Here is a 15,376-nt window from a genome sequence, read left to right on the forward strand (position 1 = left end):
ATCAAGAGGGAAATCACGCCTCCCCTCCCGACAATTCTGCCGCTGCCGCAGCAAGTGCGTCCAGATCAGCGCCGCAAATCGCTGCCTGATAGCGCATGATATGCGCAATCGGCCAGTCCCACCACCGAATCGTCAGAAGTTGGGCAATCACATCCGGCGCGAAGCGCACGCGCAAAGGCTGGGCGGGGTTGCCGGTCATGATCTGATAGGGTGCAACACGCCCGCCCACGACAGCCCCCGCGCCAATGATCACCCCGTCACCAATTTCAGCGCCCGGAAGAATGCGCGCGCCCTGCCCGATCCAGACATCATTGCCGATGATCGTGTCGCGCCCCGACACAGGCATGGACGAGTCGCCCTCGAACTCACGGTGAAAAATGGCGAATGGATAGCTGGAGAACCCGTCATAGCGGTGATTGGCCGATGCGGTGATAATGCGCACACTGTCGGCGATCTGACAAAACCGCCCGATGATCAGCCGCTCGGGCGAAAACGGGTGCAGATAAGGGGCCAGATACCGTGCCCAGTCCTGTGGCGCAGACTCGGAACTCGCATAGGTATACGCGCCGATTTCCCAGCGCGGATGGTCAATCACGGCGCGCAGGAAAACTGTGTCCCTATGCGGACTGCCATCTGCCAGAATGATCGGATACACGATTGAGGGGGCCGGAAAATTCGGGGGCATCAAGAACTCCAGATTGGGCTGGACCTGCACCGCATTGCACAGCCATAAATCCCGTCTTGCAGGTTCTGACAGGTGCCAGATTTCTGCCAGAGATGTGCCGCGCGCGCAATTCCAAACCGAGGTAAAACCAACGCGACAGGCCCGGCAGGTGGCGCCTGTTCAGCTCAGGCGCCACCCGTCAATCTTACCCCTCAATCAGGAACCCGCCCGATTGCCGCGCCCACAGCCGTGCATATAGCCCGCCTTGTGCCAGCAGGTCTTCATGCCGACCCTGCTCGATGATCAGGCCCTGATCCATCACCACCAACCGGTCCATCGCGGCAATCGTCGACAAGCGGTGTGCAATCGCAATGACGGTCTTGCCCTGCATCAGATGGGTCAGTTGTGCCTGAATGGCGGCCTCGACCTCGCTGTCGAGGGCGGATGTCGCCTCATCCAGAATCAGGATCGGCGCGTCCTTCAGCGCAACCCGCGCAATCGCGATGCGCTGGCGTTGTCCACCCGACAGCTTTACGCCACGCTCGCCAACATGGGCCTCAAGCCCGCGCCGGCCTTGTGCATCGGCCAGATCCTCGATGAAATCACGCGCCTCGGCCATGTCGGCGGCGGCCCAGATTTCAGCCTCGCTCGCTTCGGGCCGACCATAGGCGATATTGTCACGCACCGAGCGGTGCAAAAGGGCTGTGTCCTGCGTCACAACCCCGATGGCCGCACGCAAGCTTTCTTGCGTAACCTTCGAGATGTCCTGTCCATCAATCTCGATCCGGCCCTGATCAACCTCGTAAAAGCGCAAGAGCAGGTTCACCAATGTCGATTTGCCTGCGCCAGAGCGCCCGACCAGCCCCACCTTCTCGCCCGGCGCAATACTCAGCGACAAGCCATCCAGCACAGCGGGTTTCTTGATCGCGGCCCCTTCATAGCGAAAGGTCACGGCCTTGAACTCCACAGCGCCCGATTTGGCCTCAAGCGGCAGTGCACCGGGCGCGTCGTTGATCTGGCGCGGCAAGGACAGTGTCGAGACTCCGTCGCGCACAGTGCCGATATTCTCGAACAGCGCGGCAAATTCCCACATGATCCAATGCGACATGTTGCCCAGACGCAGTGCCAGCGGAATGGCCACCGCAAGCGCCCCCAGATCGACACGCCCCTGCAACCACAGCCACAGGCCCAGCCCCGTGACCGAGGCTGTCAGCACCGCATTGATCAGATTGACCCCGATATCCTGCAAGGCCACCAGCCGCATCTGGCGGTAAACCGTCTGCAAGAACCCGTCCAGCCCTGCGCGGGCATAGCTTTCCTCGCGCGCAGAATGGCTGAACAATTTGACTGTGGCGATATTGGTGTAGCTGTCGACAATCCGCCCGGTCATATTCGCGCGGGCATCCGCCTGCTCCTGCGACACACGGCCCAGACGCGGCACGATGACCCACAACAGCGCGCCATAGGCGAACGACCACAGCAAAAAGGGCAAGGCAAGCCGCGCATCCTGCGTCGCTGCCAGCCACAATGTGCCAATGAAATATGCGCTGATATAGACAGCGACATCCATCAGCTTCATCACCACTTCGCGCACCGAAATCGCGGTTTGCATCAAGCGTGTGGCAATGCGCCCGGCAAATTCATCCTGAAAATAGCCCATCGACTGGCCCAATATCCAGCGATGCGCCTGCCAGCGGATGCGCTGGGGGAAATTGCCCATGATGGCCTGATACATAACCAGCGCCCCAATCACCGAAATGATGGGCAACGCGATCAGTTGCAGCCCCGCCATGCCCATCAATCGGCCGAGTTCTTCAGCCATAAAGCGCTCTGGTCCCAATTCGGACATGCGATTGACCAGCCGGCCCAGATAGCCGATCAGAATAATCTCGATGATGGCAAACATCACCGACAGGCCCGACATGGCAAACAGCCATGGCAGCAACGGGCGCGCGAAATGCAGGCAAAAACCCGAAAGCGTGGTGGGGGGCTGGGTGGGCAGTGCCGCAGGATAGGCGTCTATCTGCGCCTCGAAACGCGAGAATAGTTTATTCATGTTGGCCTCGACCATAGAAAAAGGGCGCGCAATGCCTGCACGCCCCTTGCAAGATCAAGGCGTAAAGGCTTGATTACTGGATGATTTTCGACACAACGCCAGCGCCGACGGTGCGGCCGCCTTCGCGGATGGCGAAACGCAGCTTCTCTTCCATCGCGATGGGGGCGATCAGCTCAACCGTGAATTTCAGGTTGTCGCCGGGCATCACCATCTCAGTGCCTTCGGGCAGTTGAACCGTGCCGGTCACATCTGTCGTGCGGAAGTAGAATTGCGGACGATAGTTCGCAAAGAACGGTGTGTGACGACCGCCTTCTTCCTTGGTCAGAATATAGGCTTCGGCTTCGAACTTGGTGTGGGGCTGAACCGATTTCGGTTTGCACAGAACTTGACCACGCTCGACATCTTCACGGCCAATCCCGCGCAGCAATGCGCCGATATTGTCGCCCGCTTCCCCGCGATCCAGCAGCTTGCGGAACATTTCCACACCGGTACAGGTCGTGGTCTTGGTGTCGCGGATACCAACGATTTCAATCGCGTCGCCCACATTGATCACGCCACGCTCCACACGGCCGGTCACAACTGTGCCGCGACCGGAAATCGAGAACACATCCTCGATCGGCATCAGGAAGGGCTGGTCAACCGCACGCTCAGGCGTGGGGATGTATTCGTCAACCGCAGCCAGAAGCGCCTTGATCGAGTTTTCGCCGATCTCGGGATCGCGGCCTTCCATCGCTGCCAGAGCAGAGCCTTTGATGATAGGGATATCGTCGCCGGGATAGTCGTAGGAGGTCAGCAGCTCGCGGATCTCCATTTCGACCAGTTCCAGCAGCTCTTCGTCATCCACCTGATCGACCTTGTTCATGTAGACAACCATGAACGGAATGCCGACCTGACGGCCCAGCAGGATGTGCTCGCGTGTTTGCGGCATGGGGCCATCGGCGGCGTTCACAACCAGAATAGCACCATCCATCTGCGCCGCACCGGTGATCATGTTTTTCACATAATCGGCGTGGCCGGGGCAATCGACATGCGCATAGTGGCGCGCATCGGTTTCATATTCGACATGCGCAGTCGAAATCGTGATACCGCGTGCTTTCTCTTCGGGGGCGCCATCAATCTGATCATAGGCCCGGAAATCGCCGAAATACTTGGTGATCGCCGCTGTCAGCGTTGTCTTGCCGTGGTCCACGTGACCAATCGTCCCGATATTCACGTGCGGTTTATTGCGTTCAAACTTTTGCTTTGCCATGGTTTCGGCACCCTTTGTTGCTGGGCCACGTCAGTGTGACCCGAAAAGACACGCGGGCCACTTACTCAGCTTGGCCCGGAAAATCAAGCACGGTTTCGTCAGGAAATGACAAGGTGCCGGGTTTTGGGCAAACTGCTCAGATTGCTATAACCGCTGGGGCCGCGTCGTTGCCGCAAACCCCATCGGCGCTAACTGGCATCTCCGGTTTCAACCAACTCTGCTGCGGCTTCGGCATTGATACCCTCTGACTCTGTGCTTTCAGGCTTTGGTGGGAACCAGTCGGAATTGGACGCGAGCCAGTTTTCGATAGACAAAACAACGTTTTCCGCAAGGTTCTGCATCTGCTGCTCGCGCGTCTGGGTGTTGCCAGAGCCGACAATGGTTTCGCCTGAAATCGCTTCGCCGACAATGATCCGGTGAGGCCGCGCATTCAGCTTCTCGCCCGCGGCATCATCCCACAAATCAACTGTGACCCCCAATGCCGAGCGAGGCGACAGCACCAGCGGAATGCCCGGTGGGGCGATCATATAAGCCTGAACATTGACTCCGATATGATAAAGCTTGTCGCCATCATAGCGCCCCAGTCTGCGGCGCATTTCCGAGACAATCGTCTCTTCCCATTCATCCGCTTCTGCGGGGCGCGAGCCGGGCAAGGGCGTGGCGTCATCTGCAACGACAATCGCATGGCTGAGGAAGAAATCCCCCAATTCTGCGCGCTCATCTCTCAATTCCGCCCCGCTGGCGCAGGCCGAGACGGTGAAAGCCACCAAAAGCGCCTTGATCGGGCGCGGAACAGTTACAGCAACCATCTGCAATCTCCGAGTTGATACACCGCATTGCTAACTGATCATCGCGCAAGAGGCAAATCACGCCCGAAAGCGTCCCGCCCTCTAGTTGAACCGATTGTCGCGGGGAAAGCCGCGCGGGGCCATGCGGCCTGCGCTGGCGCGTTTGCCCTGCCATTCGGCAAGATCCGTTTCCAGACGCGTACGCCCTGCAGGGTCTTTCCACGACAGCCCCTCAGCAAGTGTGATCGTGCGCAGATCGGACAGGCCGCCATCCTTGTAGGATTGCAACCTGACGCCCTTGCCGCGCGCCATCTCGGGCAGTTCGTCCAGCGCGAAAATCAGCAGCTTGCGGTTCTCGCCCACCACAGCCAGATGATCCCCCTCAACGCGGCGGCAGACATGCGCGCGCACCCCTTCCTTGAGGTTCAGCACCTGCCTGCCAGAGCGGGTCTGGGCGATAATCTCATCCGCGGGCACAATGAACCCATCCCCGCTGGAGGAGGCGACAACCAGCTTCAAATCCGGCCTATGGGTGAAAATGTCCAAGATTTCCGCCTCATTGGGCAGATCGATCATCAGGCGCACAGGCTCTCCCATACCGCGCCCGCCGGGCAGATTGACGCCCATCAGCGTGTAGAACCTGCCGTTAGAGCCAAAGATCACAATTTTATCTGTGGTTTCGGCGTGAAGGGCAAAGCGCCCCTCGTCGCCGTCCTTGAACTTGAACGCCTGATCTAGGGCGACATGCCCTTTCATGGCCCGTATCCAGCCCATTTTCGAGCAGACAACCGTGATCGGCTCACGCTCGATCATCGCCTCCAGAGGTACATCCTCGACGACGCCCGCTTCGGCAAAATCAGTGCGCCGACGGCCCAGATCAGTGGCCTTGCCGAATTTGGCCTGCACATCGCGCAACTCGGTGCTGATGCGTTTCCATTGCAACCGGTCCGAGGCCAGCAGATCCTCTAGTGCGGCGCGTTCCTTCAGCAACTCGTCGCGCTCGCGCTTCAACTCCAACTCTTCCAGACGCCGCAAGCTGCGCAGGCGCATGTTCAGGATCGCTTCGGCCTGTAGCTCTGACAGCTCCCCCTCGCTGGGCGGAGGCGAGACGTAATCGGCCTCGGAGACGGCGCGCACAAACGCGCGGCCCCACTGCTCGCGCATCAGCGCCGCGCGCGGGGCCTCGTCATAGCGGATAATGTCGATTACCCGGTCAAGGTTGAGGAAGGCGATGATGAACCCTTCCAGCACTTCCAGCCGGTGGTCGATCTTGTCCAGCCGGTGCTGGCTGCGCCGTGTCAGAACCTCGCGCCGGTGGTCCAGAAAAGCGTGCAGCACCTCGCGCAGCCCGCAGACACGCGGCGTCACACCATCAACCAGCACATTCATGTTCAGGCTGAAACGCGTTTCCAGATCGGAATTCTTGAACAACATGCCCATCATCAATTCAGGGTCAACGCTGCGGCTTTTGGGTTCCAGAACGATTCGCACATCATCCGCCGATTCGTCGCGGATATCTGCCAGAAGGGGCACTTTGCGGGTCTGGATCACCTCGGCCAGTTTTTCGATCAGGCGCGATTTGGGCACCTGAAACGGAATTTCGGTGACAATGACCTGCCATTGACCACGCCCCAGGTCCTCGACCTGCCAGCGGGCACGCAGCCGAAACGACCCGCGCCCTGTTTTATAGGCATTGAGAATCGACTCGCGCGGCTCCACCACCACCCCGCCTGTCGGGAAATCGGGGCCGGGAATGAGTTTAATCAAATCTTCCTCTGGCAGATCGGGCGTGCCGATCAGCGCCAGACAACCCTCGACAAGCTCGTCCAGATTATGCGGCGGAATATTGGTGGCCATGCCAACCGCAATGCCACTGGCCCCATTCGCCAGCAGGTTGGGAAAGGCAGCAGGCAGAACAATCGGTTCTTCCAGCGTGCCGTCGTAATTGGGGCGGAAATCGACCGAATTCTCGGCCAGCCCTTCCAGCAGCGCCTCGGCGGCGGCGGTCATGCGGGCCTCGGTGTAGCGGGCGGCGGCGGGGTTGTCGCCATCGATATTGCCGAAATTGCCTTGCCCGTCGACCAGCGGATAGCGCACGTTGAAATCTTGCGCCAGCCGCGCCATGGCGTCGTAAATCGCAGAATCACCATGCGGGTGATAATTGCCCATCACATCGCCCGTGATCTTGGCCGATTTGCGAAACCCCCCGTTCGAGGCCAGCTTCAATTCGCGCATGGCGAACAGAATACGCCGGTGCACAGGCTTTAGCCCGTCGCGGGCATCCGGCAGTGCACGGTGCATGATGGTCGAGAGTGCATATTGCAGATAGCGCGACCCAAGCGCACGGCGCAGGGGTTCGGCCACTGGGGCGGTCAGATCGGGAAGCGCGTCATCATCTTGTGCCATTTTCCTGCAATACCCCCAAGCAATGCCTCGCGTCCAGCCCCAACAACACGGCAAAGTTACGATGCCCAAAAACTTGCCGCTTGAAGGCGTCATGATGTCGCGCCTAGATTTGGCGACACATCTTTACCCGACCTGGAGGGTCTGTTCATGCGTATCGTGTCCATCGGCTTCGTTTTGGGGGCAATCGCCGCTCCTGCATTTGCGGACCAGCGGCCAGAGGTGCAGGCCGTCACCTTGTCGACCGCCGGGCTTGTGATGATCGAGGCACAGGCGGAATTGAGCCGCGACGGGGTCCGCCTGCCTATCCGTCGTGCCGATATTGACGATTTCCTGAAATCGCTGCGCCTGTCCGATCCATCCGGCGGCGTGCCCATGCTGTCGATGACCGGGCCGGGCGGGGTTGAGGATGTGTTCGCCGCCCTGCCCTTCAGCCCCGACGCGCTGAAAGATCTGCGCCAACTGGTGGATGCAATGATCGGCGCACCCGTCACCGCAGAACGGCGCGGCATAAGTGTTTCCGGCGATCTGATGGGCACACGAGAGGTGCCGTGCGCCCAAGAGCACCAGCGCGGGTGCATCGCAGTTGCGGTACTGGGCAGCGGGCGCGAGATTCGCCAGATCCTGCTGGATGACGCGACCGAGCTGCACTTCAGTGACACCACCGATCAGGACGCAGTTGCGCGCGGCATCGCCGCACTGCGTGACGCGGGCCGCGCCCTGATGCTCGATGTCAGCCTGACCAGCACCGAGACTTCGCCGCGCGAGATTGGCCTTGGCTGGCTGCAACCTGCCCCTGTCTGGAAAACCGCATGGCGGGCCGAAGATGGCGCAGGCGGGCTGGAGCTGACCGCTTGGGCCGTGATCGAGAATACAACAGGTCAGGACTGGGACGCAGTCGAAGTGACCCTTGCCACAGGTGCAGTGCAAGCCTTGCAGGCGCAGTTGTATGACCGTCTGGACGCTGCGCGCAAACTGGCCGATACGACCATGGCACCCGCGATGATGGAAAGTGCGCCCATGGCGCGCGGCATGGCGTTCGACTCGGCGATGGATATCGCACCGGTCAGCATGGATGATGGCGACAGCTTTTCACGCTTCACCCTGTCCACGCCCGTCACGCTCCGGGCGGGCGACATGATCTCGCTGCCTTTTTTGCGCGAAACCTTAGAAGATGCGCGCCTGACGCTCTATCGTGGCGGGTCCGGGGCAACGCACCCGTCCATCGCCATCGCGTTTGAAAACCCCTTGCCGCTGCGCCTGCCAGCGGGCGTCGTTACCTTATACGAGGAGGGGCGCGGCCATGCCGGCGATGCGATGATCCCGGAACTGGCCCCCGGTGCGCATGAAGTGATCGAATTTGCCCGCGACACCGCCATGCAGGTGCAAGAGAGCGAAGACGAGACACAGGTCGTGCAATCCGGCCGGATGGTGGACGGCGTGCTGGTGGTCGAAGAACGTCAGGAACGGCGCACCAGCTACCGCGTTGAGGGCGCGCCCGATGCCGACCGCGCGATGACCATTTCTCACCCGCTGCGGCATGGCTGGGACATGCAGACAAGCGGCGGCGAAACCGGGTTTGACGATACACGCTTTCTTGTTGATGTGCCCGCAGGTGAAATCGTGACGCAAGACGTGGTCGAGCAGCGCATAACCAGCACCCGTGTCGCATTGCTGGATCTGGACAGTGACGCGCTGGCATTTTGGTCCACACGCCTGCCCGACCCGGAATTGCGCGCAATGCTAGAGGAAATACAGACCTTGCGCGCGCAACAGGCCGACCTGCGCCGCGAGATCACACGCCAGCGCGCGCTGGAAGCGCAACTGATCGAGGATCAGGAACGTCTCGTCGGGTTGATTGTGCAGCTTGGCGATGACAGCCCCGCCACGCGCGAGCGCCGCACCCGTGTGGATGTGATTGAGCGCGAAATCGAACAGGCCCGCACCGCACGTGACGAGGCCGAAACCCGGCAAACCGAGATCGAAGACACATTGCGAGATATGTTGCGCGACAGCTGAACCTGAAATGGCCGGACAGGCGCTCAGCGCCTCTCCGGCCCGCAAGTCAGGTTGTGCTGTCGCCGCGCGCTTCGAGGGCGGCAAGGCGCGCTTTGAGCGCCTCATTCTCTTCGCGGGCTTTCTGGGCCATGGCGCGCACGGCATCAAATTCCTCGCGCGTGACGAAATCGCGGTCGGCAAGCCAGCGATCCATCAGGCTTTTCATGGCAGTCTCGGCCTCTGTCCGCGCGCCCTGGGCGACGCCCATAGCATTTGTCATCAGTTGCGAGACATCATCCAATAAACGGTTACGGGTCTGCATCGGGCACCTCGGTGGTTGAACTTACCCCTATATGTGACCTGAGTGCGCCAAACTCAAGGTTGACTTCCCCTGCCCGCCCGCGCCAGACAGTCGCAACCAGTATAAGCCGTAGGCACGCATGACCCCCTTTGCCATTCTTTTCCCCGATCTGAGCCCCGAGATTTTCTCGATCAGCATTGGAAACTTCAATTTTGCCCTGCGCTGGTATGCTCTGGCCTATATCGCAGGATTTATCGCGGGCTGGTGGATCATCCAGCGCTTGATGCAGCGCCCTGCCCTGTGGCCCGCAGACACCCCCCCGATGGAGCCTGCCAAGGTTGAGGCCTTGCTGACCTATGTCATCATCGGCGTCATTCTGGGCGGGCGGCTTGGTTTTGTGCTGTTTTATCAGCCGGGCTATTATCTGGCCAATCCGACCGAGATTTTGCGGGTCTGGGAGGGGGGTATGTCCTTTCATGGCGGGTTTGGCGGTGTCATCGTGGCAGGGCTGATCTTTTGCCGCCGCCATGCTGTCCCGCCGTTGCAGATTGCAGATGCGATGGCCCTTGTCGCCCCGATCGGAATCGGGCTGGGCCGGCTGTCGAACTTCATCAATGCCGAATTATGGGGGCGGCCCACGCTGCAACCTTGGGGCGTGATCTTCCCCGGCCCGCAGGCTCAGAACTGCCCATGGGACTGGCCTGCCGCCGCCTGCGCGCGCCATCCGACGCAACTTTATGAGGCGGCGCTGGAAGGGCTGGTTCTGTTCGCTGTGCTTGCCTTTGTTGTCTGGCGGCGCGGTTGGCTAAAACGGCCCGGTCTGGTGACCGGCACCTTTGTCGCAGGCTACGGGCTGGCACGCTTCACGGTTGAAATATGGCGGCAGGCCGATGCCCAATTCATTACGCCGGGCAACCCGCTGGGCCATGTCATCAGCCTTGGGCCGATGGGTTTGACGATGGGTCAGGTCTTGTCCCTGCCGATGATCGCCATTGGCATCGGACTGCTGCTGTGGCGCAGGCGCGCATGACCGCACTGAAGGACTTGCTTTTGCGCCAGATCCGGGCGCAGGGGCCGATCACAGTGGCCGAGTATATGACGCAATGCCTGCTGCACCCGCAGCACGGCTATTACACAACGCGCGATCCCTTGGGAACACGCGGCGATTTCACCACGGCCCCCGAAATCAGCCAGATGTTTGGCGAAATGCTGGGGCTGTTGGTGGCGCAGGTCTGGGCAGATCAAGGGCGCCCCACCCCCTTCACCCTTGCGGAGCTTGGCCCCGGTCGCGGCACATTGATGGCGGATGCCTTGCGCGCAACGGCGCGCGTGCCGGGGTTTCATGAGGCCATGCGCCTGCATCTGATCGAGGCCAGCCCCACCTTGCGCAAGCTGCAATCCGCGCTTTTGTCCGACCACGCCCCCGAATTTCACGACACCCCTGACACATTGCCGGAACAGCCGCTTTTTGTCCTCGCAAACGAGTTTTTCGACGCCTTGCCGATTCGTCAGTTCATGCGCAAGGGCACGGGCTGGGCCGAACGCATGGTGGGCCATGACAGCGACGATCTGTGCTTTGGGCTGTCGCCCGCCGCCCCCTTGGCGCAACTGGCCCATCGGCTGGATGACACGCAAGAGGACCAGATGGTCGAAATCTGCCCCGCCTTCGCGCCCATCCTGTCAGCGCTCAGCGCGCGGATCATGGCGCATGGCGGCTTTGCGCTGGTTGTTGACTATGGCGACTGGCGCAGCCGTGGTGACACGTTGCAAGCCCTGCACAAGCACCGCTTTGACGACCCCCTCGCGCATCCCGGTGCGGCCGATCTGACCGCGCATGTAGATTTTGAAGCACTGGCCCATGCCGCCGCACCCCTGCGCGCAACCAAGCTGACCCCGCAAGGCGTATTGCTGGAACGGTTGGGAATCACGGCGCGTGCACAGGCCTTGGCGGCGGGGCTCACCGATGCGACCCTGCAATCCCATGTCGCCGCACATCGACGCTTGACGCATCCGCAAGAAATGGGTCAGTTGTTCAAGACGATGGCATTTTATCCACCCACCGCCGATGCACCACCCGGATTTGACGAATGACACTCGAAATCCTGACTGCAGACAGCCTCTCCCCCTTTCGGCACGGGTTCTTTACCCGGCGCGGCGGGGCGTCTTCGGGCATATTTGCAGGATTGAATTGCGGGCCGGGGTCTTCTGACCAAAGCGACAGCGTGCGGCTGAACCGCGCACGTGTGGCCGACGCGATGGGGGTGTCACACGATACATTGGTCACAGTGCATCAAACGCATTCCGCCAATGTCGTCACACTGACCGCGCCACTCCCGCAGGCGCAGCCCAAACCCGAAGCGGATGCAATGGTCACGGCCACGCCGGGACTGGCGCTCGGCATCCTGACCGCAGATTGCCAGCCGGTGCTCTTGGCCGATCCAGTTGCAAAAGTCATCGGGGCAGCACATGCGGGCTGGCGCGGCGCGCTGTCGGGAGTGCTGGAAAACACAGTCGAGGCAATGCTGGATCTGGGTGCAGAGCGCGCGCGGATTAACGCGGTCATCGGCCCATCCATCAGCCAGCAAGCCTATGAGGTCGGCGAAGAATTCCTTGACAGCTTTCTTGCAGAAGACCCTGATTTTGCGCGGTTTTTCGCAAATGGTGTGGACGGAAAATACCAGTTCGACCTGATCGGGTTTGGCCTGTCTCGGCTGCGGGCCGCCGGTGTTGCAGATGCAAGCTGGATTGGCCATTGCACCTATGCAGACCCGGTGCGCTTTTATTCCTACAGGCGCGCCACACACGAAGGGCAGGCTGATTACGGACGGCTGATCTCTGCCATCTGCATATAGGCGCGCGCCCGGATTTGGCCCTGCAAACTCCTATATCTGGCCCAAATCTGGCCTCAGTTTCGGGTGACAGTGATCCATAGCAGATCAAAAAGCGTCCCCACCCGAAAGGAAGACAGATATGCAGGCCACATCAAAGCATCGCTGGATCAACACAGCAGTCCTTGAAAGCGCAACATTCGTGCCCGCGCTTCCATGGGAACGCGCCGCCAAACGCGCACGGCGCATTCACGCGGCTCAAGTGGCCCCCCTACGCGCAACGGCGTGAAGTTTCTGCCGCAAAGCTTTGAAGTTTATTATTTTAATTCCGACCCCAAACGTATAGACGGGCGCCCAAGTGAGCGCCCGCCTTTTGAGACTGCGACCGCGTTACGCCGCGACCTGTGCCTGATCCGAATTTGACTGAAGCAACCGGTCACCGGTCGTTCTGATCTCGATCTGGCGTGGCTTCAGCGCTTCCGGCAATTCGCGGACAAGCTCGATATGCAGCATTCCGTCACGGTGCGACGCGCCCGAAATGCGGACATGATCGGCAAGCTGGAACCGCCGCTCAAAGGCGCGGTTGGCGATACCACGGTGCAAATACTCGCGCGCGCCCTGCTCGTCTGCGGAACGCCCAGACACGACAAGCGCGTTCTCCTTCACTTCGACCACAAGGTCATCAGCCGAGAAACCGGCCACCGCGATGGAAATGCGATACGCATTCTCGTCGGTCTTCTCGATGTTATACCAAGTCTCGCGAAATCTGACTCTTCTGAGGGTTTTGGGATTCCCAAATCTATGAAGATCTGACTCAATGGCGTCAGATTTTCTGGGGAGGGCCTCTCTATGGGCGCAGCGCTCGCGTTACGGACAGACTACGACGGCATGAAGTTGAGAGAACTTGCGCGAAAGACAAAGGATGCCAACCAAGCCCGCAGGCTTTTGGCGCTGGCGGAGATCTATGATGGCGGTCGGCGCAGCGATGCTGCTCGGATTGGTGGTGTTGGCCTACAAATTGTCCGTGACTGGGTGGAGCGGTTTAATGCCCGCGGGCCTGACGGCTTGATCAACGGCAAAGCTCCTGGTCAGCAGTCTAAGCTTAACGATGAGCAGCGCAGGGCGCTTGCTGCAATTGTTGAGAGCGGTCCGACCTTATCGGTCCATGGGGTCGTCCGCTGGCGCCTGAGTGATCTGAGGAAATGGATTGCAGACACATTTGGGATTTCACTTCACGAGACGTCGATAAGCCGGGAACTCAGGGCGCTTGGTTATGTCAAACTCACAGCACGCCCGCGCCATCACGCGCAAGATACAGCCGCACTGGAGGACTTTAAAAAAAAGGGTTTGCAGCCGCAGTAGCAAAGCTCCGCGCACGGCTCCTGCAAGGCACTGTGATCGAAGTCTGGTTCCAAGATGAAGCGCGTGTCGGCCAGAAAAACAAGATCACGCGCCGATGGGCGAAGCGCGGTACGCGACCTTCCGCCCCACATGATCAGCGCACGAGTTCAAGCTACATCTTTGGAGCGATTTGCCCAGCCCTCGGGAAAGCTGCAGGTCTTGTGCTGCCAGCGTGCAATACCGAAGCGATGGCCCTGCATCTTGCTGAAATCTCCCAAACTGTCGCACCCAAAGCACATGGGGCTGTGCTCGTGGATCAAGCCGCATGGCACATGACTGACAAGCTGGTCATTCCGGACAACATCACCATCATCCCGATCCCCGCAAAATGCCCAGAACTCAATCCAGTCGAAAACATCTGGCAATTCATGCGAGACAACTGGCTATCAAACCTCATCTTCGAAACCTATGAAGACATCGTAGATCATTGCTGCAAGGCTTGGAACAAATTGGTCAGCATGCCCGACACAATCACCTCCATTGGAACCCGCGACTGGGCTCAAGAGTTCTGATCAATGCTGATTGGTATTATAGGGGGGATAGCTGGGCGCTTGCAGGTCTGCCGCAAGGGCGCGGTCCAGCATGTCGGCCATACGGTCAAAACCGATGGTTGCACGGTAAAGTGGGGTTGGATCAAATCGACGCATAAGCATCCTCCATTCAGAAGCGATACAGATTTATGCACCCTCCGGCATGGACGGGTGCTGCTCAATGCCCCAAGGCCCAGATTTGGCACCTTGGTGCGGAAGATATTTGGGAAGCAATCCGCGCAGTTTCAAGACCTGAATCTGCTTTGCAACGCAACTTCAACAACACGCAGCAGTGCGTTGTAATATATAAGTTTATGGACGCATGAACCGAGCGCCGCCACCCGAACTCATGACACGCGGCTCACCTGTATCATGGCGGGGCGGTTGAATGAACCTTTGGTCACGCCTGTCGAGTGCCGCACGCAAAGTATCCAGTTGCGTACCCAATGAAACCCCAAGCGACACATCAGAAAGCTGTCCCTGCACGTGACTTGTCGCCTTGGCCGAGACAACCGATACAATATGTGGCCGCCCGTGTGACATGGCGAAAACCGGCGCGCCGGAAGACCCGAAATCAACCGAACATGACATCATCAAAACCCCAGTGCGGTCGCGCTCCAACACCTGACAACTTTCCTGCAAGGCGGGCGCCTCCAGCCGGTCGCGGCCATAGGACACGACCCCGACCATATCCCCGCCGCGCGGCTCGGAAAACACATCAAAGGGGACAACCCCCATATTTCTGATCGGGTGCAACAGTTCCAGCAGCGCCAGATCATGCGACACGTTTTCCATGCCTACCCCCCCAAGCGAGGAATATTGCGGGTGCACGACCGATCGGTAGACCTGCCCCTCTGCGGCCGCACGTCCATTGCGAAACCCAGCCCGAAACAAAATCTGTTCATCGGGCAATCGCACCCCGCTCTCGCGTTCAAACAGGCAATGCGCCGCTGTCAGCACCAGCCGCTCTGAAATCAGCGTACCGGTGCAAAACCCGGTCCGTCCGATATCGATCCGGCCAACCGCCTCCCAGCCTTGGGCCTGAAAGCTTGTCTCTAGTAATTCCAGCGGCCTGTCCTGCGCCAAAGCAGGCAAAGCACATCCCAAAGCGACACCGAATGCCCAGATATGGCGCCAGATCATGCATCCCTCCGCAAA

General features: G+C 59.9%; 13 protein-coding genes and 2 pseudogenes. 6 read left to right on the top strand and 9 right to left on the bottom strand.

All coding sequences use genetic code 11. The features are described from left to right. Nucleotides 1-13: 13 nt before the first annotated feature. The 5 genes from BD293_RS08655 to BD293_RS08675 form a co-directional block, all read right to left on the bottom strand. The gene (locus tag BD293_RS08655) at nt 14-685 is read right to left on the bottom strand and encodes a CatB-related O-acetyltransferase (protein ID WP_142080880.1); all 672 of its coding nucleotides are present in this window, start codon (nt 683-685) and stop codon (nt 14-16) included. A 184-nt stretch (nt 686-869) separates the two neighbouring features. Then, nucleotides 870-2,720, bottom strand: a complete 1,851-nt coding sequence (locus BD293_RS08660; RefSeq protein WP_142080882.1) for an ABC transporter ATP-binding protein — start codon at nt 2,718-2,720, stop codon at nt 870-872. A gap of 73 nt (nt 2,721-2,793) precedes the next feature. Next, entirely contained in the window at nt 2,794-3,969 is a 1,176-nt protein-coding gene (tuf, locus tag BD293_RS08665; protein WP_142080884.1) for an elongation factor Tu, read from the bottom strand. A gap of 188 nt (nt 3,970-4,157) precedes the next feature. Next, the gene (locus tag BD293_RS08670) at nt 4,158-4,778 is read right to left on the bottom strand and encodes a hypothetical protein (RefSeq protein WP_142080886.1); all 621 of its coding nucleotides are present in this window, start codon (nt 4,776-4,778) and stop codon (nt 4,158-4,160) included. Nucleotides 4,779-4,859: 81 nt separating this feature from the next. After that, the gene (locus tag BD293_RS08675) at nt 4,860-7,163 is read right to left on the bottom strand and encodes a DNA topoisomerase IV subunit A (RefSeq protein WP_142080888.1); all 2,304 of its coding nucleotides are present in this window, start codon (nt 7,161-7,163) and stop codon (nt 4,860-4,862) included. A 147-nt stretch (nt 7,164-7,310) separates the two neighbouring features. Here BD293_RS08675 and BD293_RS08680 point away from each other — a divergent pair, with 147 nt between their 5' ends. Beyond that, entirely contained in the window at nt 7,311-9,179 is a 1,869-nt protein-coding gene (locus BD293_RS08680; protein WP_142080890.1) for a hypothetical protein, read from the top strand. A 46-nt stretch (nt 9,180-9,225) separates the two neighbouring features. Here the strand turns inward: BD293_RS08680 and BD293_RS08685 are convergent, their stop codons facing one another. After that, nucleotides 9,226-9,480 carry an accessory factor UbiK family protein gene (locus BD293_RS08685; protein WP_142080892.1) on the bottom strand — a complete coding sequence of 85 codons (255 nt, stop codon included), beginning with the start codon at nt 9,478-9,480 and terminating at the stop codon, nt 9,226-9,228. A gap of 118 nt (nt 9,481-9,598) precedes the next feature. Between BD293_RS08685 and lgt the strand changes: the two genes are divergently transcribed. From lgt to BD293_RS22675, 4 genes are all read left to right on the top strand, one after another. Beyond that, nucleotides 9,599-10,489 (top strand): prolipoprotein diacylglyceryl transferase, encoded by an 891-nt coding sequence (lgt, locus tag BD293_RS08690; protein ID WP_142080894.1) that lies wholly within the window; start codon nt 9,599-9,601, stop codon nt 10,487-10,489. Next, complete coding sequence (locus BD293_RS08695) at nt 10,486-11,550, top strand: class I SAM-dependent methyltransferase (protein WP_142080896.1); 1,065 nt, start codon at nt 10,486-10,488, stop codon at nt 11,548-11,550. The genes lgt and BD293_RS08695 overlap by 4 nt, the downstream gene beginning before the upstream one ends. Next, on the top strand, nt 11,547-12,311 hold the full coding sequence (gene pgeF, locus BD293_RS08700; protein WP_142080898.1) for a peptidoglycan editing factor PgeF: 765 nt from the start codon (nt 11,547-11,549) through the stop codon (nt 12,309-12,311). The genes BD293_RS08695 and pgeF overlap by 4 nt, the downstream gene beginning before the upstream one ends. 118 nt (nt 12,312-12,429) lie before the next feature. Beyond that, nucleotides 12,430-12,576 carry a hypothetical protein gene (locus BD293_RS22675; protein ID WP_170207091.1) on the top strand — a complete coding sequence of 49 codons (147 nt, stop codon included), beginning with the start codon at nt 12,430-12,432 and terminating at the stop codon, nt 12,574-12,576. Nucleotides 12,577-12,677: 101 nt separating this feature from the next. On the opposite strand, the pseudogene BD293_RS08705 reads toward BD293_RS22675, so the two are convergent. Continuing rightward, a pseudogene (locus BD293_RS08705) lies at nt 12,678-13,037 on the bottom strand (Hsp20 family protein); the annotation flags it as partial. 99 nt (nt 13,038-13,136) lie between these two features. On the opposite strand from BD293_RS08705, the gene BD293_RS08710 reads away from it, so the two are divergent. Beyond that, nucleotides 13,137-14,200 (top strand): IS630 family transposase gene (locus BD293_RS08710; RefSeq protein WP_142079576.1). Its coding sequence is split into 2 segments (ribosomal slippage): nt 13,137-13,622 and nt 13,625-14,200, totalling 1,062 coding nucleotides; the frame shifts between segments, so codons are not numbered across the junction. A gap of 15 nt (nt 14,201-14,215) precedes the next feature. Here BD293_RS08710 and BD293_RS08715 read toward each other — a convergent pair. Both BD293_RS08715 and BD293_RS08720 read right to left on the bottom strand, forming a co-directional pair. Next, a pseudogene (locus tag BD293_RS08715) lies at nt 14,216-14,335 on the bottom strand (heat-shock protein); the annotation flags it as partial. A gap of 195 nt (nt 14,336-14,530) precedes the next feature. Next, complete coding sequence (locus BD293_RS08720; protein WP_142080901.1) at nt 14,531-15,361, bottom strand: trypsin-like serine peptidase; 831 nt, start codon at nt 15,359-15,361, stop codon at nt 14,531-14,533. Nucleotides 15,362-15,376 lie beyond the last annotated feature (15 nt).

Origin of the sequence: Roseinatronobacter monicus (assembly GCF_006716865.1) — a bacterium.
Lineage (GTDB): Bacteria > Pseudomonadota > Alphaproteobacteria > Rhodobacterales > Rhodobacteraceae > Roseinatronobacter > Roseinatronobacter monicus.

Bases quoted from the DNA above. Each gene is read 5' to 3' on its own strand.
- lgt (WP_142080894.1), top strand. From the start codon at position 9,599: ATGACCCCCTTTGCCATTCTTTTCCCCGATCTGAGCCCCGAGATTTTC.
- BD293_RS08680 (WP_142080890.1), top strand. From the start codon at position 7,311: ATGCGTATCGTGTCCATCGGCTTCGTTTTGGGGGCAATCGCCGCTCCT.
- BD293_RS08655 (WP_142080880.1), bottom strand. From the start codon at position 685: ATGCCCCCGAATTTTCCGGCCCCCTCAATCGTGTATCCGATCATTCTG.
- BD293_RS08720 (WP_142080901.1), bottom strand. From the start codon at position 15,361: ATGATCTGGCGCCATATCTGGGCATTCGGTGTCGCTTTGGGATGTGCT.
- pgeF (WP_142080898.1), top strand. From the start codon at position 11,547: ATGACACTCGAAATCCTGACTGCAGACAGCCTCTCCCCCTTTCGGCAC.
- BD293_RS22675 (WP_170207091.1), top strand. From the start codon at position 12,430: ATGCAGGCCACATCAAAGCATCGCTGGATCAACACAGCAGTCCTTGAA.
- BD293_RS08670 (WP_142080886.1), bottom strand. From the start codon at position 4,778: ATGGTTGCTGTAACTGTTCCGCGCCCGATCAAGGCGCTTTTGGTGGCT.
- tuf (WP_142080884.1), bottom strand. From the start codon at position 3,969: ATGGCAAAGCAAAAGTTTGAACGCAATAAACCGCACGTGAATATCGGG.
- BD293_RS08660 (WP_142080882.1), bottom strand. From the start codon at position 2,720: ATGAATAAACTATTCTCGCGTTTCGAGGCGCAGATAGACGCCTATCCT.
- BD293_RS08675 (WP_142080888.1), bottom strand. From the start codon at position 7,163: ATGGCACAAGATGATGACGCGCTTCCCGATCTGACCGCCCCAGTGGCC.
- BD293_RS08685 (WP_142080892.1), bottom strand. From the start codon at position 9,480: ATGCAGACCCGTAACCGTTTATTGGATGATGTCTCGCAACTGATGACA.
- BD293_RS08695 (WP_142080896.1), top strand. From the start codon at position 10,486: ATGACCGCACTGAAGGACTTGCTTTTGCGCCAGATCCGGGCGCAGGGG.